The 18242-nt window shown below is 71.4% G+C and carries 19 protein-coding genes and 1 pseudogene; 7 read left to right on the top strand and 13 right to left on the bottom strand.

Annotated features, from left to right (window positions below):
- Positions 1-36 precede the first annotated feature (36 nt).
- Both P3G67_RS26910 and mshA read right to left on the bottom strand, forming a co-directional pair.
- Positions 37-537 (bottom strand): type III secretion system chaperone family protein, encoded by a 501-nt coding sequence (locus P3G67_RS26910; RefSeq protein ID WP_276095811.1) that lies wholly within the window; start codon positions 535-537, stop codon positions 37-39.
- Positions 538-559: 22 nt separating this feature from the next.
- Positions 560-1837 (bottom strand): D-inositol-3-phosphate glycosyltransferase, encoded by a 1278-nt coding sequence (mshA, locus tag P3G67_RS26905; protein WP_269858515.1) that lies wholly within the window; start codon positions 1835-1837, stop codon positions 560-562.
- A gap of 264 nt (positions 1838-2101) precedes the next feature.
- Between mshA and P3G67_RS26900 the strand changes: the two genes are divergently transcribed.
- The 3 genes from P3G67_RS26900 to P3G67_RS26890 all read left to right on the top strand — a co-directional run bounded on the left by P3G67_RS26900 (position 2102) and on the right by P3G67_RS26890 (position 5688).
- Complete coding sequence (locus P3G67_RS26900) at positions 2102-2911, top strand: class I SAM-dependent methyltransferase (protein ID WP_276095810.1); 810 nt, start codon at positions 2102-2104, stop codon at positions 2909-2911.
- 83 nt (positions 2912-2994) lie between these two features.
- Positions 2995-4029 (top strand): C40 family peptidase, encoded by a 1035-nt coding sequence (locus P3G67_RS26895; protein ID WP_276095809.1) that lies wholly within the window; start codon positions 2995-2997, stop codon positions 4027-4029.
- Between the two features lie 330 nt (positions 4030-4359).
- The gene (locus tag P3G67_RS26890; protein ID WP_269858467.1) at positions 4360-5688 is read left to right on the top strand and encodes a PP2C family protein-serine/threonine phosphatase; all 1329 of its coding nucleotides are present in this window, start codon (positions 4360-4362) and stop codon (positions 5686-5688) included.
- A 111-nt stretch (positions 5689-5799) separates the two neighbouring features.
- Here P3G67_RS26890 and P3G67_RS26885 read toward each other — a convergent pair whose 3' ends face one another.
- The 6 genes and pseudogenes from P3G67_RS26885 to P3G67_RS26860 all read right to left on the bottom strand — a co-directional run bounded on the left by P3G67_RS26885 (position 5800) and on the right by P3G67_RS26860 (position 9469).
- Positions 5800-6132, bottom strand: coding sequence for a DUF2516 family protein (locus P3G67_RS26885; RefSeq protein ID WP_269858466.1), 333 nt, complete (start codon positions 6130-6132; stop codon positions 5800-5802).
- Between the two features lie 117 nt (positions 6133-6249).
- Positions 6250-6798, bottom strand: a complete 549-nt coding sequence (locus P3G67_RS26880; RefSeq protein WP_276095808.1) for a hypothetical protein — start codon at positions 6796-6798, stop codon at positions 6250-6252.
- A 56-nt stretch (positions 6799-6854) separates the two neighbouring features.
- Complete coding sequence (locus P3G67_RS26875; protein ID WP_276095807.1) at positions 6855-7430, bottom strand: helix-turn-helix domain-containing protein; 576 nt, start codon at positions 7428-7430, stop codon at positions 6855-6857.
- Positions 7431-7634: 204 nt separating this feature from the next.
- Positions 7635-8006, bottom strand: a pseudogene (locus P3G67_RS26870) (RraA family protein); the annotation flags it as partial.
- A 124-nt stretch (positions 8007-8130) separates the two neighbouring features.
- Positions 8131-8793 (bottom strand): class I SAM-dependent DNA methyltransferase, encoded by a 663-nt coding sequence (locus P3G67_RS26865; RefSeq protein ID WP_276095806.1) that lies wholly within the window; start codon positions 8791-8793, stop codon positions 8131-8133.
- 49 nt (positions 8794-8842) lie between these two features.
- On the bottom strand, positions 8843-9469 hold the full coding sequence (locus P3G67_RS26860; protein ID WP_276095805.1) for a TetR/AcrR family transcriptional regulator: 627 nt from the start codon (positions 9467-9469) through the stop codon (positions 8843-8845).
- Between the two features lie 225 nt (positions 9470-9694).
- On the opposite strand from P3G67_RS26860, the gene P3G67_RS26855 reads away from it, so the two are divergent.
- Both P3G67_RS26855 and P3G67_RS26850 read left to right on the top strand, forming a co-directional pair.
- A complete protein-coding gene (locus tag P3G67_RS26855; RefSeq protein ID WP_276095804.1) occupies positions 9695-10906 on the top strand; it encodes an FAD-dependent monooxygenase in 1212 nt (403 codons plus the stop codon).
- A 62-nt stretch (positions 10907-10968) separates the two neighbouring features.
- A complete protein-coding gene (locus P3G67_RS26850) occupies positions 10969-11658 on the top strand; it encodes an alpha/beta fold hydrolase (protein WP_276095803.1) in 690 nt (229 codons plus the stop codon).
- Between the two features lie 39 nt (positions 11659-11697).
- Here the strand turns inward: P3G67_RS26850 and P3G67_RS26845 are convergent, their stop codons facing one another.
- Both P3G67_RS26845 and dapA read right to left on the bottom strand, forming a co-directional pair.
- Positions 11698-12738 (bottom strand): aspartate-semialdehyde dehydrogenase, encoded by a 1041-nt coding sequence (locus tag P3G67_RS26845; RefSeq protein WP_269858458.1) that lies wholly within the window; start codon positions 12736-12738, stop codon positions 11698-11700.
- Between the two features lie 101 nt (positions 12739-12839).
- The gene (gene dapA / locus P3G67_RS26840; RefSeq protein ID WP_276095802.1) at positions 12840-13742 is read right to left on the bottom strand and encodes a 4-hydroxy-tetrahydrodipicolinate synthase; all 903 of its coding nucleotides are present in this window, start codon (positions 13740-13742) and stop codon (positions 12840-12842) included.
- 300 nt (positions 13743-14042) lie between these two features.
- Here dapA and P3G67_RS26835 point away from each other — a divergent pair, with 300 nt between their 5' ends.
- Positions 14043-14462: a GNAT family N-acetyltransferase gene (locus P3G67_RS26835; protein ID WP_276095801.1), complete on the top strand. Its 420-nt coding sequence runs from the start codon at positions 14043-14045 to the stop codon at positions 14460-14462.
- Between the two features lie 10 nt (positions 14463-14472).
- Here the strand turns inward: P3G67_RS26835 and P3G67_RS26830 are convergent, their stop codons facing one another.
- The 3 genes from P3G67_RS26830 to P3G67_RS26820 form a co-directional block, all read right to left on the bottom strand.
- A complete protein-coding gene (locus P3G67_RS26830) occupies positions 14473-15720 on the bottom strand; it encodes a GNAT family N-acetyltransferase (protein WP_276095800.1) in 1248 nt (415 codons plus the stop codon).
- Between the two features lie 81 nt (positions 15721-15801).
- Positions 15802-16761 carry an asparaginase gene (locus P3G67_RS26825; RefSeq protein ID WP_276095799.1) on the bottom strand — a complete coding sequence of 320 codons (960 nt, stop codon included), beginning with the start codon at positions 16759-16761 and terminating at the stop codon, positions 15802-15804.
- 70 nt (positions 16762-16831) lie between these two features.
- Entirely contained in the window at positions 16832-17449 is a 618-nt protein-coding gene (locus P3G67_RS26820; RefSeq protein ID WP_313881400.1) for an RsiG family protein, read from the bottom strand.
- A gap of 354 nt (positions 17450-17803) precedes the next feature.
- Between P3G67_RS26820 and dtd the strand changes: the two genes are divergently transcribed.
- On the top strand, positions 17804-18229 hold the full coding sequence (gene dtd / locus P3G67_RS26815) for a D-aminoacyl-tRNA deacylase (RefSeq protein ID WP_269858453.1): 426 nt from the start codon (positions 17804-17806) through the stop codon (positions 18227-18229).
- The last annotated feature ends 13 nt before the right edge of the window (positions 18230-18242 follow it).

The following is an 18242-nucleotide window of genomic DNA, read 5'->3' as shown; positions in this document are numbered from 1 at the left end:
TGGTGCCCTGCCCGCGCGGGGTCCGCCGGGCCAGCCCTACACGTCCCGCGTCAGATGGGTGAACGCCTCCAGGTTGCGGGTGGACTCACCGCGGGCGGTACGCCATGCGTACTCCCTGCGGATCGCTGACGCGAAGCCCAGCTCCAGCAGGGTGTTGAAGCTGCCGTCCGCGTTCTCCACCACCGCGCCCAGCAGTTGGTCGACCTGCTCCGCCGTCACCGCGGCCAGCGGCAGCCGGCCGACCAGGTAGACGTCGCCGAGCCGGTCGATCGCGTAACTCACTCCGTACATACGGGTGTTGCGCTCCAGCAGCCAACGGTAGAACGCCTCGTGGTTCTCGTCGGGACGGCGTACCACGAACGCGTTCACGGAGAGCGTGTGGCGGCCGACGACCAGCGAGCAGGTGGTCGACAGCTTGCGCGTGCCGGGCAGTTGCACGACGTACGTGCCCGAGGCGCCGTCCGGCGTGTCCCATTCGAGCCCGGCGTCCTTCAGCGCCTGCTCCACGGTCGCGCGGGCTGCGTCGTGCTCGCTCATGTACTGATCGTAGGCGACCCGCCTACACCTTGCGGCGTCGGGCGGTCGCGCCCGCGTAGACGTCGGCGGTCGCCGCGGCGGAGGCGTCCCAGCCGAAGGCGCGGGCGTGGTGGGCGGCGGCGGCGCCCAGTTCGTCGGTGAGCCGCGGCTGGTCGACGAAGCGGCGCAGCAGCCGCGCGTAGTCGGCCGGATCGTGTCCGGAGACGAGGAAGCCGCTGCGCCCGTCGTGCACCGCCACCGGCAGGCCGCCGACCGCCGCCGCTATCACCGGCGTGCCGCACGCCTGGGCCTCGATCGCGACCAGTCCGAAGGACTCGCTGTACGAGGGCATGACCAGCACGTTCGCCGACCGGTACCAGTCGGCCAGCCGGTCCTGGTCGACCGGCGGCTGGAACCGTACGACATCGGCGACGCCGAGCCGGGCGGCCAGCTTGTGCAGCCGCTCCGGCTTGGCGAGGCCGCTGCCGCTGGGGCCACCGACCACCGGGACCACCAGGCGCTCGCGCAGCGAGGGGTCCTCGTCCAGGAGTACGGCGACCGCGCGGACCAGCACGTCGGGGGCCTTGAGCGGCTGTATCCGCCCGGCGAACAGCGGAATCACCGCATCCGGCGGCAGGCCCAGCCGGGCGCGGGCGGCAGCCCGGCCGTCCGCCGGGCGGAAGCGGTCGAGGTTCACGCCCGGGTGGACGACGGCGACCTTCTCGCGGGCGGCGCCGTAGTGCCGGACGAGTTCCTCGGCTTCCTCTTCGGTGTTGGCGATCAGCCGGTCGGCCGCCGCCACTATCTGGGTCTCCCCGATCACCCGGGCCGCGGGCTCGGGGGTGTCGCCCTTGGCGAGCGCGGCGTTCTTCACCTTGGCCATGGTGTGCATGGCGTGCACCAGGGGTACGCCCCAGCGCTGGGCGGCGAGCCAGCCGACGTGGCCGGAGAGCCAGTAGTGCGAGTGGACCAGGTCGTAGTAACCGGGCCGCTGTGAGGCCTCCGCCTGCATCACGCCGTGGGTGAAGGCGCACAGCTGGGCAGGCAGCTCCTCCTTGGCCAGCCCCTCGTACGGTCCGGCGTCGACGTGCCGTACCAGGACGCCGGGCGCCAGCTCGACTACCGGCGGCAGGCCGCCGGTCGTGGCGCGGGTGAAGACCTCGACCTCTATGCCCAACTCGGCGAGGCGCCTGGCCAGCTCCACGATGTAGACGTTCATACCGCCCGCGTCGCCGGTGCCGGGCTGGTGGAGCGGGGAGGTGTGGACGCTGAGCATCGCTATCCGGCGCGGGGTTCCCGCACGGCGCAGCCGTCGTGGCATGTGCGCTCGGGCACGCAGACGTTGCGCGCCCAGCCGGGGCGCGTGGGCCACCTGGTGGTTCACCGTACGGTGCCTCCCTCGGTCCTCTTGCGTCTGTCGTGTAACGGCGGCGGCGGGGCGGGCATTTCCGCTTTGCCAAGTCGTTATCCGCACGGAGGGCGGCGTGACCGAAGTGGCGTCGCCCGACGGCTGGCGGCGGCGGTGCGGGAGCGGCCAATTACCCTGAATCGTCAGCCCGCCACGCCCCCGGACTCGAAGGCCCCCATGAACCCCATCGGCACCGTCACCCGGGGGACCACCAACCCGAACCGCCTGCGCCGCATGGACCGCTGGATAGCCGCCACCTTCGGCGCGGCCCTGCGCCGGAGCGGGGATCCGGTGGTCGTCGACCTGGGCTACGGCGCCGCGCCCTGGACCGCCGTCGAACTGCTCACCAGGCTGCGTACGGTGCGCACGGACACCGAGGTCGTGGGCATCGAGATAGATCCGGCGCGGGTGACCGCCGCCGCGCCCTACGCCCGCGAGGGGCTGCGCTTCGTCCGGGGCGGCTTCGAGGTTCCGCTTCCCGCCGGGCGGCGCCCGACGCTGATACGGGCGGCGAACGTGCTGCGGCAGTACGGCGAGGCCGAGGTCGCCGCCGTCTGGGCGCGGCTGTGCGATCGGCTGGCGCCGGGCGGGCTGCTGGTCGAGGGGACGTGCGACGAGATAGGCCGCCGCCATGTGTGGGTGGCGCTCGGCCCGGAGGGGCCGCGCACGGTGACGTTCGCCACCCGGCTGGGTTCGCTGGAGTGGCCTTCCGATCTGGCCGAGCGGCTGCCGAAGGCGTTGATACACCGCAATGTGCCGGGCGAGCCGGTGCACGCGTTCCTCACCGAGTTCGACCGGGCCTGGGCGGCCGCCGCACCCTTCGGCGCGCTGGGCGCCCGGCAGCGCTGGATCCGCTCCGTCCAGGCGCTGCGGGCCGCGGGCTGGCCCCTCACCGACGGCCCGGCGCGCTGGCGGCAGGGCGAGGTGACCGTCCGCTGGGACGCGTTGGCCCCGGCGCGGCCGTTCGTTCCGGCCCAGCGCGGCTGACCTCCGCACGCATCTGTCGCATTGCGCCCCCCTGTGGCACCATCCGCACCGAGGTGACGGTTCGTCAGATTCGAGGTGGCCTCATGCGGTTGCGGGCGGCGGCGGTGGCGTCCACGGTACTGGCGTGTGCGGCGGGCCTGCTCGCCGTACCGGGCGACGCGCAGGCGGCGAAGCAGAAGTCAGTGGCCGAGGTGCGGGCCGAGGTCGACCGGCTGTACCGGCAGGCGGAGGCCGCCACCCAGTCGTACGACGCGGTCACCGAGCAGATCGACCAACAGCAGCGGGACCTGGTCACACTGGCCCGCGCCGTCGTCGCCGCGCGGTCGAAGGAGGACCGACTGACCCAGCGCCTGGGCGCGTTGGCCAGGGCCCAGTACCGCAGCGGCGGCGGCCTGCCGCTCGCCGCGCAGTTCCTGCTCTCCACCGATCCCACGTCGTTCCTGAACGACGCGGGCCTCGCCGAGAAGGGCGCACAGGCCGCCACGACCGCGCTGAGCCAGCTGCGAACGACCAAGGACGCACTGGAGGGTTACGCGAACGCCGCCACCAGGGGCTGGGAGAGCCTGACCGCCGAGCAGGCCAGGAAGGCCGCCGCGAAACAGCAGGTCGAGCGGAGACTGGCGCAGGCCCAGGCACTGCTCGGCACCCTCGCGGCACAACAGCGGGCACGGCTGAGGCAGTTGGACGACGAATCCGCCTACCGGTCGCAGGCCGACTGGCTGAAGAACGGCGTCGGCGCCAAGCTCGGCGGCGCCGCGGGCACGGCCAGCGCCCTCGGCGCACGGGCGGTGGCGTTCGCGTCCGCCCAGCTCGGCAAGGCGTACGAATGGGGTGCGCAGGGGCCGTCCACATACGACTGCTCGGGGCTGACGGAGATGGCCTGGGCGGCGGCGGGGGTGGCGATCCCGCGCACCTCGCAGGAACAGTGGGCCCGGCTGCCGCACATCCCGCTGGACCAGCTTCGCCCCGGCGACCTCGTCATCTACTACTCCGACGCCAGCCATGTGGCGATCTACGTAGGCGACGGCGCGATCATCCAGGCCCCGCGGCCCGGCCGAACGATAGACATCGCGGGCGCGGGCTCCATGCCGATACTCGGCGCCGTAAGGCCAGGCTGACCCCGCCGACCCCGCTCGTACCGCTGACCCCACCCGTCCCAACCGACGCGCGTCCGGCCTCAGCCCAAAGCCTCAACCCACAGGTGAGCGCGCCCGCGTTGGCGCGTGATGTATCTCATGCCCAGATCCCCCCGCGCCCCCCGAAATCCGCTCCCCACCTCCGGATATGCCAACGGCGAATCCCTCACACGCCCTCCCGCCGGGCCTGCCCTGCCGCTATGGTCGCCTGGCAGTGCCCAGCAACCGGCCGCCCCACATGGTCCGGACCTGGGACGGCGGCGCCTCCCCACAGCGTCCGCCACACCCTCGGGGGAGGGAAGGAAGCACGCCATGTCCGCCACCGGCCGGTCCACCGACCGGCAGCCCGACCAGCGCCCCGGCTGGACGCCCGACCAGCGTCCCGCGGGAACGGCCGCGATGCTCCCGCGCCAGCGGGTGACCGAGCCGGTACCCGTGGAGCGTCCGGGCGAGCCGGTGCGGTCGCAGCAGCCGTTCACCCTGCTCGTCGTCGGTGACGATCCCACCGGAAGCCTGGCCGCGGCCGATCTGCTGGACGCCGCGGGGCACCCGGTCCGCATCCGCCGCGCCCGCAACCTCACCGAGGCCGCGCGGCTGCTCACCGATGACGTGAGCTGCATCCTGCTCGACCTGGACATCGAACTGGTCCCCGACCACCCCAAGGCCGGTGGCCTCACCGCGCTGCGCGAGGTACTGCGGATGGCCCCCACCACCGCCGTGCTCGCGCTGGCGGCCGGCGAGGAGGACGCCGAGCTGGCCGCGGAGGCGGTCCGCGTCGGCGCGCAGGACTACCTGTTCCGTGACGAGTTCGACGCGTCGCTGCTCAACCGCGCGATGCGATACGCCGTCGAGCGCAAGCGCGCCGACCTCGCCCAGCGGCAGCTCACCGAGACCCGGCTGCTGGCGCAGGAGAACACCCGGCTGGAACGCGGTCTGCTGCCCACCCCCCTGCTGGACGGCGCCGACGACCTGCGGTTCGCCGCGCGCTACCGGCCGGGCCGCAGCCGTGCGTTGCTCGGCGGGGACTTCTACGATGTCGTCCGCACCCCCGACGGCACCGTGCACGCGATGATCGGCGACGTCTGCGGGCACGGCCCGGACGAGGCGGCCCTCGGTGTCGAGCTGCGCATCGCCTGGCGCGCGCTGACGCTGGCCGGGCTGAGCGGCGACGAGTTGCTGGGCACCCTCCAGGAAGTGCTGGAGTACGAGCGCCCGCACGACGAGATGTTCGCGACGCTGTGCACGATCGACATCGCGCCCGACGGCCAACGGGCCGGACTGTGCCTGGCCGGTCATCCGTCGCCCCTGCTGGTCCGCAGCGGGCGACCGGTCGAGCTGCTGCCCTACGAGCACGGCGGACCGGCGCTCGGCCTGCTGGAGCGGGCCGAGTGGAAACGCCTCACGGTGGAGTTGGGCGAGGCGTGGAGCCTGATGCTCTACACCGACGGGCTGATCGAGGGGCGGATCGGCGAGGGCACCGCCCGGCTCGGCACGGACGGGATGATCGAGCTGGTCGACCGCCACCGGCGCGCCGGACTGCGCGGTGAGGAACTGCTGGACTCGGCGATGGACGAGGCCAGGGAGCTCAACGGCGGCGAACTGACGGACGACGTCGCGGTGGTGCTGCTCGACCGCGGTTGACGCGACGGCCGTGGTCGATGTGGCGGCCACGGTCGATGCGACGGCGTCCGGCGGTCATCGCGCGGACCATGTCCACGGGGAGCGCGGCGGTTGGCGCGGGCCAGCCTGCGCTCAGCGGCGGAACGGTCCGTAGGGTCCGTCGCTGCTGCTTCCGCGACCGCCGCCGCCACGCCCCGACACCTCCTTGAGCGCCGGGCGTACGTCGACCATGTACACGATCGTGGCGACGAGCCCGATCAGCGGCAGGATCGACAGGATCGGGAAAAGTCCCATCACCACGGCCGCGATGCCGAGGATGATCAGCCAGAACGGCTTGGTGTGCTTGTCAGCCGCCCGGTACGCGTCCTCCCGGTGGATCGCCGCGTTGATGAACGCGACGACGGTGAACACCAGAAGGCCGGTCGAGACCCAGCTGAAGATCGTGTTGAACCCTTGGATCAGCATTCCGTCCACCGCCTTGTCGTCCCCCGACGGTCCCCTTCGCCGCCACGGTACCCGTACAACGGGCCGGGCACCGCGTACGTGCCCGGCCCGTTGTCACACCCTTGTCACCGCGGCGCGTCACTCACCCGGCTTGCCCTGCACGGTCTTGCGCGGTGTGGTCTTCTTCGCGGCGGGCTTGCGGGACGCGGCGGCGGACCGCTCCTCGGCGTCGTGCTTGGGCTCCGGCTCCGGCTCGAGGGCCACGGCCAAGTCCTCGGTGCTCTCGGCGGCCTGGCCGCGCCAGGTCCTGACCGCGCCACGGCCGCGGTCGACCAGGCCGTTGTAGGTCTCCCCCGCCTTGACCGCGGCCTCGGCCGCCCAGCCGACCTGGCGCAGCGCGAAGTCCTGCGCGGAGTCGGAGAGCTTCTTCAGGTCCAGCTCGACCGTGCCGAGCCGCTCGCTGAGCTTCGCCTGGACCTCCTTGGCCTGACGGGACACCCGCTCCTGGACGATCTTGGGGTCCGTGGCGCGCACCTTGTTGATCCGCTCCGGCGCCTCCTCGCGCAACTTGTCGAGAAGCGGCGGCACTTCGCCCAGCTTCTCGGCGGCGAGGTCGACGGCGCCGGCGACGGCGTAGAGAGGGGCCGGGTCGGTCAGTACCTTGCGGACGTTTTCGGTGGTCACCATGAGGGTCCTCCGTACGGGGTGGTGGCGTGTTCGTGGTCTTCGTTCGTGGGCGCCGATCAGGCTCCGGCGGCGAGGTCGCCATCACCGCCGGGCTTGTCCTGATTGTGCTGCTTATCCTTCGCCGGTACGGACTTCAGCGCACGCGTCCGCGCGGCGACGGTCTCCGCGACGGCGTCGGCGACCCTGGTGGCCGCCTTCTTCGCGGCGGCCTTCTTGGCGGCGGTCCGTGCTGCCGCCGCCTTCTTGGCCTGGGAGGCCTGGGCGGCGTCGACCACCGGACCGTCCGCGACACCGTTCTCCTTGCGGAACGACTCGTAGATCTGCAGCAGCACCTGCTTCTGCTTCTCGTTGATCGTCGGGTCGGTGAGAATCGCGGTGCGCACCTCGATGCCGTTCTGGTCGCGCTCGTCGAGGATCCCGGCCTGCACGTACAGCGTCTCGGCAGAGATCTGCAGCGCCTTGGCGATCTGCTGAAGGATGTCGGCGCTCGGCTTGCGCAGCCCGCGCTCGATCTGACTGAGGTACGGGTTCGACACCCCGGCGGCCTCGGCCAGTTGACGCAACGACAACTGAGCACTGCGCCGCTGCTCGCGCAGATACTCACCGAGGTTCCCGACATTCAGTGACGCCATGACACGACCGTGCCACACCGCCGCTAACTTTTGCAAGCACTCCGCTTGCAAAAGTGTCGTTTCAGTCGTGTGACACGACGCGGCCTGAGCACGAAGGTGGTCGAGCGGACCACCGCAGCGCTCGCCGCGACCGCGACCGCGGCCACGGCCGCCCTGCCGGCGGAGTTCGGCACCTGTTCGGTCGCCGAGGCCGAGCGGTCCGTGTCAGTCCTCGAAGCCCTTGTCGCTGAGGATCCTGTTGATGCGGGCGCGGTGCGCCGCCTCCCAGGCGTCGAGGGATTCGGCGGCCTCCTTGGCCAGCCTGGCCTCGGCGGCGAGCCGTACCTCCTCCTGGCGGCCATGGGGAACGACCACGACACCCTCCTCGTCGGCCACCACGACGTCCCCGGCGTTCACGTCCACACCGCCGCAGCGCACCCGGACGTTGAGCGGCCGGGCCTCCGTCTTGGCGCCCGGGATGGGGATGACGCCCCTGGCGAAGACGGGAAAGCCCATCGCGCGCACCTCGGCGAGGTCACGGATCACCCCATCGGCCACGAACGCCGCGACACCCCGGCGCTGAGCGATGGCGCAAACCCCGGTCCGTCGCCGGACGTTGGCGTGCCCGCACCTCGTCACGGCAGCGCCCAGGTGATCCGTCCCCCAAGTCCGGCCTGTCGGCCTGGGGTTGTGCGCCGAGCGACAGCGACAGCCCCACCCCTCACTTCACCGGCTTGCGGGCCAGCACGAAGGCCTGCGGGGTACGTTCCGGGAACTCGCCGTCCTCGTCGCGCTCGCGCCGCAGCCTGGCGCGCAGGGTCAGCCCGGCCTGGCCCAGCAGTTCGGCGACGTGGTCCGGCTGGCGCCGGTGGAAGTCCAGCGAGACGGCGTTCCCGAACGCTTCCGCCAGGTGCAACGGCTCCTCGCCCACCTGGAAGGCGAGCAGTAGATGACCGCCCGGCGCCAGCACGCGTCGGAACTCGGCGAACACCTCCGGCAGCCGTTCCTCCGGTATGTGGATGATGGAGTACCAGGCGATGAGCCCGCTCAGTGAGCCGTCCGGCAGGTCCAGGTCGAGCATCGATCCCACCTCGAACCGCAGGTCGGGATGGGTCCGCCGGGCCACCTCGACCATCCCCGGTGACAGGTCGACGCCGAAGACGGGCACCTCCAGGCCGCTGAGATGGGCCGTCACGCGGCCGGTGCCGCAGCCGATGTCGGCGACCGGTCCGAGATCGGCGGCCCGGACGAGTTCGGCGAACCCGGCGAGCATCGCCCGCTCCACCGGCTTGGCCGCCAGTTCGTCGCCGAAGCGCTCGGCGTATCCGGTGGCCATGGTGTCGTAGGACGCGCGGGTGTCGCGCAGGAAGCCTGGCTCGGTCATGGCCGAGCACCCTACTGCGCGCGGAGACCGGACGCTCGGGCTGGCCGTCTCACTCGGGCGGCGCCTGCCCCTCACCCCCTTCGGGCCCCAGCTGCGATTCGAGCCTGTCCGCCAACTCCCTCAGACCGGCGACCACTTCGTGGCCGGTCGGGGCGTGCGCCGGATCGGTGAGCCACTGCATCATGACACCGGAGAGCAGGGCCATCTGGACCGAGCCAAGGGTGCGCGCGTCGGCCTCGTTGATCGCCGACTCGTCAACTCCCCTTATCCAGGCCGCCATCCCACGGCGGCCCTCCTGCTGACCGTGCGCCAGCCCGGCGCGCACTTCTGGAGCGTGCTCGGCCTGGAGCAGCGCCTCGATGCTGGCAAGCCACAACTGGCGCCGCTCGGCGAGCGAGTCGACCATCGCGGTCCACGTCGCCGTGTAGCGCTCCACGGGAGTGGCCGAGGGGTCGACGGATTCGGCCAGGGCTCCTCTGACCTCGGCGCCCCACTCGTCCATCCCCTCGATCAGCGCCGCGTTCAGCAGCGCTTCGCGGGAGCCGAAGTGATAGCCGATGGCGGCCATGCTGACGCCACCGGCGGCGGCGGTGATGTCGCGGACGGTGGTGCGCGCATACCCCTTCTCCCACAGGCAGCGCTTGGCCCCGGCGAGCAGATCTTCACGGTTTCCCATGTCAGAAGCGTATCGAAGGGGTAGGACAAATGCCCTACACGATCGTTTTATACAAACGTCTTGCACGCTTGCCCAACGCGGGCGTATGGTCGTTTCACAGCCCGTCAGACGGCAGGATCCGGCAACCGACGGCTGAGGAACGACGGCTGAGGAACGAACGGCTGGCGGATGTCGGCGGTCAACGACGGCCGCCGACCGACGACATGTGGACCTGGGGGGATTCCCATGAAGACCGTGCTGATCTCCGGCGGCAGCATCGCCGGACCCGCGCTCGCCCATCAGCTGGGCCGGTACGGATTCCGCACCACGCTGGTCGAAAAGGCACCTGCGCCACGCGAGGGCGGCCAGGCGGTGGACTTCCGCGGCACCGCGCATCTGACCGTGCTGGAGCGCATGGGGATACTGGACGAGATCCGGCGGTTGCAGACACACCTGGGCGCCGTGGCCGTCGTCAACGGGGACGGCAAGCAGATCTCCAGCCTCCCGTCAATCATGAGCGGAGACGTGGAGATCGCCCGCGGCGATCTGAGCCGGGTGTTCTACGAGGCCACCAAGGACCGTACCGAGTACGCCTTCGGCGACTCGATCAGTTCGCTCAACGAACACGCCGACGGGGTGGACGTCACCTTCGAGCGCTCCGCACCCCGCACCTTCGACCTGGTCGTCGGCGCGGACGGCGCGCACTCGGGCGTGCGTCGGCTGGCCTTCGGGCCGGAGTCCGACTTCCGTCGCGACCTGGGCGTGTGCTCCGCGGTCTTCACCGTGCCGAACCAGTTCGGACTGGACCACCGCGCCCTGATGTACAGCACCCCGGGCAAGGGCGCCTACGTCTACAGCAAGCGGAACACCGCCGAGGCCACCGCCGCTCTCTTCTTCGCGTCACGGCGGCTGGAGTACGACCACCGGGACACCGAGCAGCACAAGGACATCGTCACCGGCGTCTTCGCGAACGAGGGCTGGCAGGTGCCATGGCTGTTGCGGGCCATGCGGGATGCACCGGACTTCTACTTCGACCGCGCCAGCCAGATCCACATCGACCGGTACTCCACCGGACGCGTGGTGCTGCTCGGCGACGCGGGTTACGCCGGTGGGCCGGGCGCCATGGGCACCGGACTCGCGGTGGTCGGCGCGTATGTCCTGGCGGGCGAGTTGGCGGCGGCGCCCGATGACCATCGAACCGCCTTCGCGCGGTACGAGGAGCAGATACGCCCGTACGCCGCGGTGTGCCAGAAGCAGGCCGAAGGCATGGACCGGTTCCTGGTGCCCGGAACACGGTCCCAGATATGGACGCGCAACCTGATGTGGAAGGCGCTGCCCTATCTGCCGTGGAAGGGGATCATCAACAAGCTCACCACGAAGGCCGCCAACGCGATCACGCTCAAGGAATACGCGAAGGAAGGGGAGTTGGGACAGCGTCTCGTCTCCGTCGACGGCTGACAGGCCGTCACCATCCGGCGTGCGGTATGGCTGGCGTGGCGCGCACACGGTAGCTTCGCAGGATGGAGCTGCGGCTGATCGACACCGGTGACGTCCGGTTGGCCTGCCGGGTGTCGGGGGATCCCGACGGGCCGCCCGTGGTGCTGCTGCACGCACTGGGCGAAACCAGCACGGACTGGGACGCGGTCGCGGAGGAGTTCGCGGCACGCTGGCGGGTCTACGTACCGGACCTGCGCGGACATGGGCGCAGCGACTGGCCGGGCAGATACTCGTTCGAGCTGATGCGCGACGACGTGTTGGCGCTGCTGAACGCGCTCCGGCTGGACCGGGTGACGCTGCTCGGGCACTCGATGGGCGGGGTGGTGGCCCATCTGTTCGCCCAGGCGCACCCGGAACGGGTGGAGCGGCTGGTGCTGGAGGAGGTTCCGGCACCGTACCCGCGGGACCACAAGGAAGCCGAACGACCGGATGGGGAGCTGGATTTCGACTGGGAGGTGGTGGCCGCGCTGCACGCGGAACTCGCCGCGCCACCGGAGCAGTGGCGCACCGGGCTAGCGGGGATCACCGCGCCGACGCTGGTGATCGCGGGCGGATCGCGCAGCCACATACCGCAGGACCAGCTCGCCCAGATGGCCCGGCTGATCCCCGGCGGCAGGCTGCTGACCATTCCGAGCGGGCATCTGGTGCACGCCGAGCGCCCGGAGGACTTCACGGCGGCGGTGCTCGGGTTCCTGCCGGGGGGCCGACGCTGAACCCACGTCCAGCGGTCGGCCGTCCAACCAGCCGTGCTGTCAGCGCAGTTCGGCGGCTACCAGCTCGGCGATCTGCACCGCGTTGAGCGCCGCGCCCTTGCGGAGGTTGTCGCTGGAGCAGAACAGCGACAAGCCGTGGTCCACGGTCTCGTCGGTACGGATCCGGCCGACGAACGTGGGGTCCTGTCCCGCGGCCTGCTGCGGAGTGGGGATGTCGGACAGTGCCACACCCGGCGCGCCGCCCAGCAGTTCGCACGCGCGGTGCGGGGTGATGGCGCGGGCGAACCGGGCGTTGATCTGTAGTGAGTGTCCGGTGAACACCGGGACACGGACGCAGGTACCGGAGACCTTCAGGTCGGGGATCTCCAGGATCTTGCGGCTCTCGTTGCGGAGCTTTCGCTCCTCGTCGGTCTCGCCCGAGCCGTCGTCCAGCAGGGATCCGGCGAACGGCAGCACGTTGAAGGCGATGGGCCGGGCGTAGACCTCGGGTTCGGGGAACTTCACCGCGCCGCCGTCAAAGGTGAGTTCACGGGCCCGCTCCCCCGCCGCCGCTGCCTGGTCGGCGAGTTCGGCGACGCCGCTGAGGCCGCTGCCGGACACCGCCTGGTAGGTGGCCACGACCAGGCTGACCAGCGTGGCTTCCTCGTGCAGCGGGCGCAGTACCGGCATCGCGGCCATGGTGGTGCAGTTGGGGTTGGCGATGATGCCCCTGGGGCGGTCGGTCACGGCATGCGGGTTGACCTCCGAGACCACCAGCGGGACCTGTGGATCGAGCCGCCACGCCGAGGAGTTGTCGATCACCACCGCACCGGCCTCCGCGACGCGCGGCGCGAGCGTCAGCGAGGCGGTCTTCCCGGCGGAGAACAGCACGATGTCCAGTCCGCGGTAGTCAGCGGTGTCGGCGTCCTCCACGACCACGTCGGTGCCCTGCCAGGGCAGCGTACGGCCCGCGGAGCGCGCCGAGGCGAACAACCGCAGCTCGCTCACGGGCAGCCCGAGGCCCTCGGCGGCGCGTTGTGCCAGGACGTGGCGCATGACGCCGCCTACCTGGCCGGTCGCGCCGACGATTCCGACCTTCATCCGATTCACCTTTCGCCGGTGGGCGTGCTCGATGGTTTCGCTGGAGAGGTTTCCCCCAGGCCCGCGTCGGGGATCCCGTGGAATTCCGTGGGCTGGTTCGCCTACTGGTCCGCGAGTGTCCCGAGCACCAGCATGGCAGCCTCCACCGCCTGGGGGCTCGCGGGCAGCATGGGCAGCCGGACCGCCGGTGTGGGGATGCGGCCCTGTGCGTGCAGTACGCCCTTGAGCACGCCGGGGCTCGGCTCGGCGAACAGGACCCGAGCCATGGTGGACAGGGCGCCGCCGAGGCGGCGCGCCCGTGCCAGGTCGCCGTCCTGCCAGGCAGTCGCCAGTTCCGCGTAGCGGGCGGTCGCGCAGTGCGCCGAGGCCAGGATGCCGCCGGCGCCGCCGAGGGCCAGCAGGCCGGAGAGGTAGATGTCGTCGCCCGCCAGCACCGCGAACCCGTCCGGCAGGTCGGCCAGCAGGTCGATGGTCTCGGCGTCGATGGCGCCCACCGCGTGCTTGACGCCGACCACCTGGGGCAGCACGGCGAGCCGGCGCAGGGTGTGGGCGCTGAGCGACTGCCCTGAGCGGTAAGGGACGTTGTAGACGACGAGCGGCAAGTGGCTCTCGGCGGCCAGGGCTTCGAAGTGCGCGAGGACGCCCTCCTCGGACGGGCGGGTGAAGTACGGGACGCTGACCAGTGCCGCGGTCGCCTCGGGCCAGCGCTTCAGCGCGTGCAGCGCGGCGGCGCTGGTGCGGGTGTCGTTCGTGCCCGCCCCGATGCTCAGCGGCACCGCGCGTTCGCCGCACACCCGGGCGATCACATCGATGACGGCGCGACGTTCGGCTTCGTCCAGCGTGGCGGGCTCGCCGGTGGTGCCCAGCGCGACGAGCCCGTCCGCGCCCTCATCGAGCACCTGATGGGCCAGCGCCTCCAGGGCCTGGTACGCGACCGAGCCGTCCGCCGTGAAGGGGGTGACCAGGGGGACATGGATGCCGGTGAGCGTACTGCTGTTCTCCATGCCGCGAGCCTGACCCACCCTGACACTTGAGGTCTAGTTAATTGCCCTACAGAGAACAACGAAGCAACACTTAACCATCGATGCGGACGGGTCTGCGGGCCGCACGCCACGCGCTCCGGCGTCGACCAGCAGCGACCGCGTTCTGTGAGCTCTTTACGCGTCCTTTTCATCCCGGTGCGACATGAATGGGACGGTCCGGTTGTGAAGCCGCTGGTGGGCGGGGTGTCTGCGGTGCTGGTGGCGGGGACCACTGCGAAATTCCCTCGACGCGGAGCCAGTTGGCCTGCCAGCCTCCCCAGCATGGAAGCCGTGTACGACATCTCCACCGATCCGGCCCGACTGGACATCTGCCGGGTGCACCGCTGGCTGAGCACCGACGCGTACTGGGCGATAGGCCGCAGTCGCGAGGCGCAGGAACGTGCCATCGCCGGATCGCTCAACTTCGGTGCGTACCAGGCGGATTCGGGAATCCAGGTGGCGTACGCCCGGGTGGTCACCGACCACGCCACCTTCGCCTGGCTCTGCGATGTCTACGTCGACCGCCCGGCCCGCGGCCACGGCCTGGGCACCGCCCTGGTGGAGGCGGTGCGCGACCATCTGGCGCCGTACGGACTGCGCCGCATCATGCTGGCGACCGACGACGCCCATGGCGTCTACGAGAAGGCCGGATTCCGGCCACTGGACGACCCGCAGCGCTGGATGGTCCTCACCAAGGGCTGACCTCCCGCGGTCAGAAGATGTCCGGGCACCACGGACGGCGCGGGGTGCGCAGCAGGGCGTCCGCGCGGGCGGCGGCGCCCGGACGGCGCTCCTCGACACGGCCGAGGGCGGCCAGCCGCACCGCCGACTCGTCGCCCAGGTACAGGGCGCCCAACTCCCCCACGTCCAAGGTGAGATCGGGCTCGGCGGTCGTGGCGAGGACCTGGGCGCCCTCGGGCGAGGCGGTCAGCCGCCAGCGGCCGTCGGCGTAACCGTCCGCGTCCCGGACCTCCAGCACCAACTCGCCCGTGCCCGCGTAGCCACGTGCCTCCAGCGCTGCCGGCACGTCGAGCATCCGCAGCCACATGAAGTCCGCGTGCGAGGTGATCCGGGCGGCTCGCGGGTCCCCCAGGAGCAGCGGCAGCAGGTCGTCGGGCGCGCGGGAGCCGGAGTCGAGTCTGACCACCCAGTCGACGGACATCGCGTACCGCCACAGCGCGCCCTCCGCCTCCGGGTTGGTCGCGATCAACTTCCGCACGGTGACGGTGCACTGCGGCAGCTTGCCGTCCCACACATCGGCGACGGAGTAGGTGAGCAGTCCGTCCACCTGGCCGGTGGCGTTCCGGTACACCGCGTGGAACGGCTCGGTCCAGGAGTTCCAGGGTAGCAGCGCCTCCCCGGTGTACTGCTTCCAGAAGCCGTCGGTGCGGTTGATCGCGCCGGGTGTCAACCGCCGCGTCCGCTCGTGGAGTTCCGGACCGACCTTGCGGACCTCGGCGCCGTCGACCAGGTCGACGCGGGCGCCGTCGGGCAGTTGGGGGAGGCCGAGGCGGGCGCGGGGAATCTCCACCGTCCAGTCGGTGACCCAGGTTGCCGGGCCGTACCCGAAGCGGCCGTATATCGGGTACTCGGCGGCGATCAGGATGGAGACCGCGTCACCGCGCTCCTTCGCCGCCGCCAAGCCGTTGGCCATCATCGCGCTGAGGAGTCCGCGCCGCCGGTGGGTCGCGGTCACCGAGACATTGGTGACCGCGTCGGCCGGTACCGTGCCGCCGCCCGGCACGGTCAGCTCGCGCGGCATCGTACGGAAGGTCGCCACGCACCGTCCGTCGTCGAACGCGCCCTGGGTGCGGGCCGGTTCGATCTCCAGGATCGCCGGCGCCTCGGTGGCGTCCCGCTCCGTGCACAACGGCGGGCGCATGAAGCCCTTGCGCAGCGCCAGCATCCAGTCGGCGTAGTCGGACTCCTCGATGTACCGGACCTCGATCGCACGGCTCATTCCCGCAGGCTAAGCCGCCGCGGCGGCGGGGCGCACCCGATTTAGCCCCGGCCCCCCGCGAAAGAACCCCGTGCCCGCGCCTCAGAAGGTCGCGCGGATCTCGCCGACCTTCTCCGGGCCGCCCATCAGCGGAGCGTCTCCGATGCGGTCCACCACCGGTGCGTCCACGCCCAGCATCCGCAGGGCGCGGGCCAGTACCGGTCCGAGAGCCCGCCCGGCGCCGTCATCGATCTTGAAGGCGAGGGCCCGGCCGTCCGCCAGCGCCACGGCCTGCACCGCCTCGGCGCCCATCTTGGACAGCGTCCCCGGAACCTCGCGCATCAGCCAGGTGTCGGGGCGCCGGGTGCCCGCCACGTACTGCGGGTGGGCGCGCATCGCGTCGGCGACCTGGCGCCGGGCGGTACCCGGCTCGGCCAGTACACAGGAGCGGAAGGCGCGGGCCAGGCCGGTCAGGCTCAGCGCCATCAGCGGCGCACCGCAGCCGTCGATACCGATGTGGTCGACGCCCTCGCCGCTCGCGTCCCGGACCACCTCCAGGACGAGCTGTTGCAGCGGGTGGGAGAGGTCGAGGTAGCTCTCCAGCGGCCAGCCGTTGCGCACACAGACGGCGAGCATCGCGGCGTGCTTGCCGGAGCAGTTCATCAGCAGCGGGTCCCGGGTGCCGCCGCCGCGCAGCCAGTGCTCCGCCTCGGTCGGGTCGAGCGGCAGGTCGGGCGGGGTCTGCAGGGCGCCCTCGTCCAGGTTGGCGCTGGCCAGGATCTTCCGTACGCCATCGAGGTGGAACGTTTCTCCGGAGTGGCTGGCAGCGGCCAGCGCCAGCAGTTCCCCGTCCAGGTCCAGCCCGGCCCGCAGCAGCGCCTCCGCCTGCATCGGCTTGTTCGCCGATCGAGGGAAGACCGGCGCGGCCACCTCACCCAGCGCGACGTCCACCGCGCCGTCGGCGTCCAGCAGCACCAGCGAGCCCCGATGACGCCCCTCGACGAAGCCGGAGCGTATGACCTCGGCGAGAACGGGCAGCTCAGTGGTGTTACGGGACGTCATCGTCGGCCTTCCGGGGGTGGGACGGCCCGCTCCCGCCAGCGGGCCGGTGGCGAGTTCTCCCGAACGCGGTCTAGCCGTCGGAGAGCAGGTCGTCTACTCGTGCTTCGCCCTCACGGTACCTGCGGGCGATCTCGGCGCTGCAACCGTCCACCGTCACCTGGAGCTGTCGGCGGCGGCGGGACACCTGCTGCTCCCGCCCGACCAGCTTGGCCATCGCGGCGTCCAGCTCCTGGTCCGTGCGGGCGGCGAGGTCGGACAGCTCGACGTCGGCGAGCATCTCCTCGGCCAGCCGCCGGTACTCCTCGCTGTGCGGGGTGCCCAGCGTCACGTGCCGGGCGGAGCGCCCCCGCGACGGGCCGTCGGCGAGGATCTCCGGCAGCCGGTCCAGCAGCGGCCGCACCAGGAGCGTGCGGCCCGGCTTGGGGTCCTTCGAGTCCCTGGCCTCCCCCGGCGCCGTGCGCCGCCCCAGTTCGGCCCGCAGGATGTCGATCCTGCCCTGGAGCAGCCGCCGCAGGTACGACAGGTCGGCCTCCTCCTGCTGGGCGTCTCGGCGCAGCGTCCGTAGTTCGGGGAGGCGGTAGGTGGCCAGGGGGGGCATGGCGGCCTCCGAGGTGTTCTCGGCAGCCTCCCGCGAACGGGGTGTGTCCGGCCGCGGAGTGCGGGAATTGACGGCGTCGGCCTGCAACATGCGGGCTTCCTCGTTACGGGTGGTACCGGCGGTACGGGCAGGACTGGTGTGGGTGTGGCGATCGGTGTCGTGCGTGACGGCTGTGAGTGCGACGTCGGAAGTCTGTCCGGTATTGGTGATGGATATGCGCATACGCCCCCTTCATCGGGCACGTCCCTCCATTGGGCGGTGCGCACCGGCATCGCCTCGGATCAGATCGTGCCACCGCGCACCGACAACTCGCAGCGCCTGTGCACCCGAACGGCCCCGGCGCCCTTGGCAGACGCGCCTACTGGCAGGCGTACGCCCCGGGGCGTTGAGATGACGAATTCACCCCTGAGAGTGGCACTGCGCCCGACGCGCCACAATGGGGCCATGCGTGCCGTAGTCCAGCGAGTGACCGAAGCAGCCGTCTCCGTCGACGGCGAGACCGTCGGCAAGATCACCGGACCCGGACTGTGCGTCCTGGTCGGGGTCACCCATGACGACACCCCGCAGCAGGCCGCCCAACTCGCCCGCAAACTGTGGACGCTACGTGTACTGCCCGAGGAGCGGTCCTGCTCGGACATCGGGGCGCCGCTGCTGGTCGTCAGCCAGTTCACGCTCTACGGCGACGCCCGCAAGGGGCGCCGGCCCACCTGGAACGCGGCGGCACCCGGTCCCGTGGCCGAGCCGCTGGTCGACGAGGTGGTGGCCCGGCTGCGGGAGTTGGGGGCGCATGTGGAGACGGGGCGCTTCGGGGCCGCCATGCAGGTCTCGCTGGTCAACGACGGCCCGTTCACGGTGCTGTTGGAGATTTGACGTACGGCCGCTC

This window comes from Streptomyces silvisoli (assembly GCF_029269905.1).
Classification (GTDB): Bacteria; Actinomycetota; Actinomycetes; order Streptomycetales; family Streptomycetaceae; genus Streptantibioticus_A; species Streptantibioticus_A silvisoli_A.
The sequence above is the reverse complement of the archived record's forward strand: the minus strand, read 5'-3'. Positions and strand labels throughout refer to the sequence as shown.

Bases quoted from the DNA above. Each gene is read 5' to 3' on its own strand.
- P3G67_RS26875 (WP_276095807.1), bottom strand. From the start codon at position 7,430: ATGGCGTCACTGAATGTCGGGAACCTCGGTGAGTATCTGCGCGAGCAG.
- P3G67_RS26910 (WP_276095811.1), bottom strand. From the start codon at position 537: ATGAGCGAGCACGACGCAGCCCGCGCGACCGTGGAGCAGGCGCTGAAG.
- P3G67_RS26880 (WP_276095808.1), bottom strand. From the start codon at position 6,798: ATGGTGACCACCGAAAACGTCCGCAAGGTACTGACCGACCCGGCCCCT.
- P3G67_RS26825 (WP_276095799.1), bottom strand. From the start codon at position 16,761: ATGACGTCCCGTAACACCACTGAGCTGCCCGTTCTCGCCGAGGTCATA.
- dtd (WP_269858453.1), top strand. From the start codon at position 17,804: ATGCGTGCCGTAGTCCAGCGAGTGACCGAAGCAGCCGTCTCCGTCGAC.
- P3G67_RS26835 (WP_276095801.1), top strand. From the start codon at position 14,043: ATGGAAGCCGTGTACGACATCTCCACCGATCCGGCCCGACTGGACATC.
- P3G67_RS26830 (WP_276095800.1), bottom strand. From the start codon at position 15,720: ATGAGCCGTGCGATCGAGGTCCGGTACATCGAGGAGTCCGACTACGCC.
- P3G67_RS26865 (WP_276095806.1), bottom strand. From the start codon at position 8,793: ATGACCGAGCCAGGCTTCCTGCGCGACACCCGCGCGTCCTACGACACC.
- P3G67_RS26900 (WP_276095810.1), top strand. From the start codon at position 2,102: ATGAACCCCATCGGCACCGTCACCCGGGGGACCACCAACCCGAACCGC.
- P3G67_RS26890 (WP_269858467.1), top strand. From the start codon at position 4,360: ATGTCCGCCACCGGCCGGTCCACCGACCGGCAGCCCGACCAGCGCCCC.
- P3G67_RS26885 (WP_269858466.1), bottom strand. From the start codon at position 6,132: ATGCTGATCCAAGGGTTCAACACGATCTTCAGCTGGGTCTCGACCGGC.
- mshA (WP_269858515.1), bottom strand. From the start codon at position 1,837: ATGCCACGACGGCTGCGCCGTGCGGGAACCCCGCGCCGGATAGCGATG.
- P3G67_RS26850 (WP_276095803.1), top strand. From the start codon at position 10,969: ATGGAGCTGCGGCTGATCGACACCGGTGACGTCCGGTTGGCCTGCCGG.
- dapA (WP_276095802.1), bottom strand. From the start codon at position 13,742: ATGGAGAACAGCAGTACGCTCACCGGCATCCATGTCCCCCTGGTCACC.
- P3G67_RS26855 (WP_276095804.1), top strand. From the start codon at position 9,695: ATGAAGACCGTGCTGATCTCCGGCGGCAGCATCGCCGGACCCGCGCTC.
- P3G67_RS26820 (WP_313881400.1), bottom strand. From the start codon at position 17,449: ATGTTGCAGGCCGACGCCGTCAATTCCCGCACTCCGCGGCCGGACACA.
- P3G67_RS26845 (WP_269858458.1), bottom strand. From the start codon at position 12,738: ATGAAGGTCGGAATCGTCGGCGCGACCGGCCAGGTAGGCGGCGTCATG.
- P3G67_RS26895 (WP_276095809.1), top strand. From the start codon at position 2,995: ATGCGGTTGCGGGCGGCGGCGGTGGCGTCCACGGTACTGGCGTGTGCG.
- P3G67_RS26860 (WP_276095805.1), bottom strand. From the start codon at position 9,469: ATGGGAAACCGTGAAGATCTGCTCGCCGGGGCCAAGCGCTGCCTGTGG.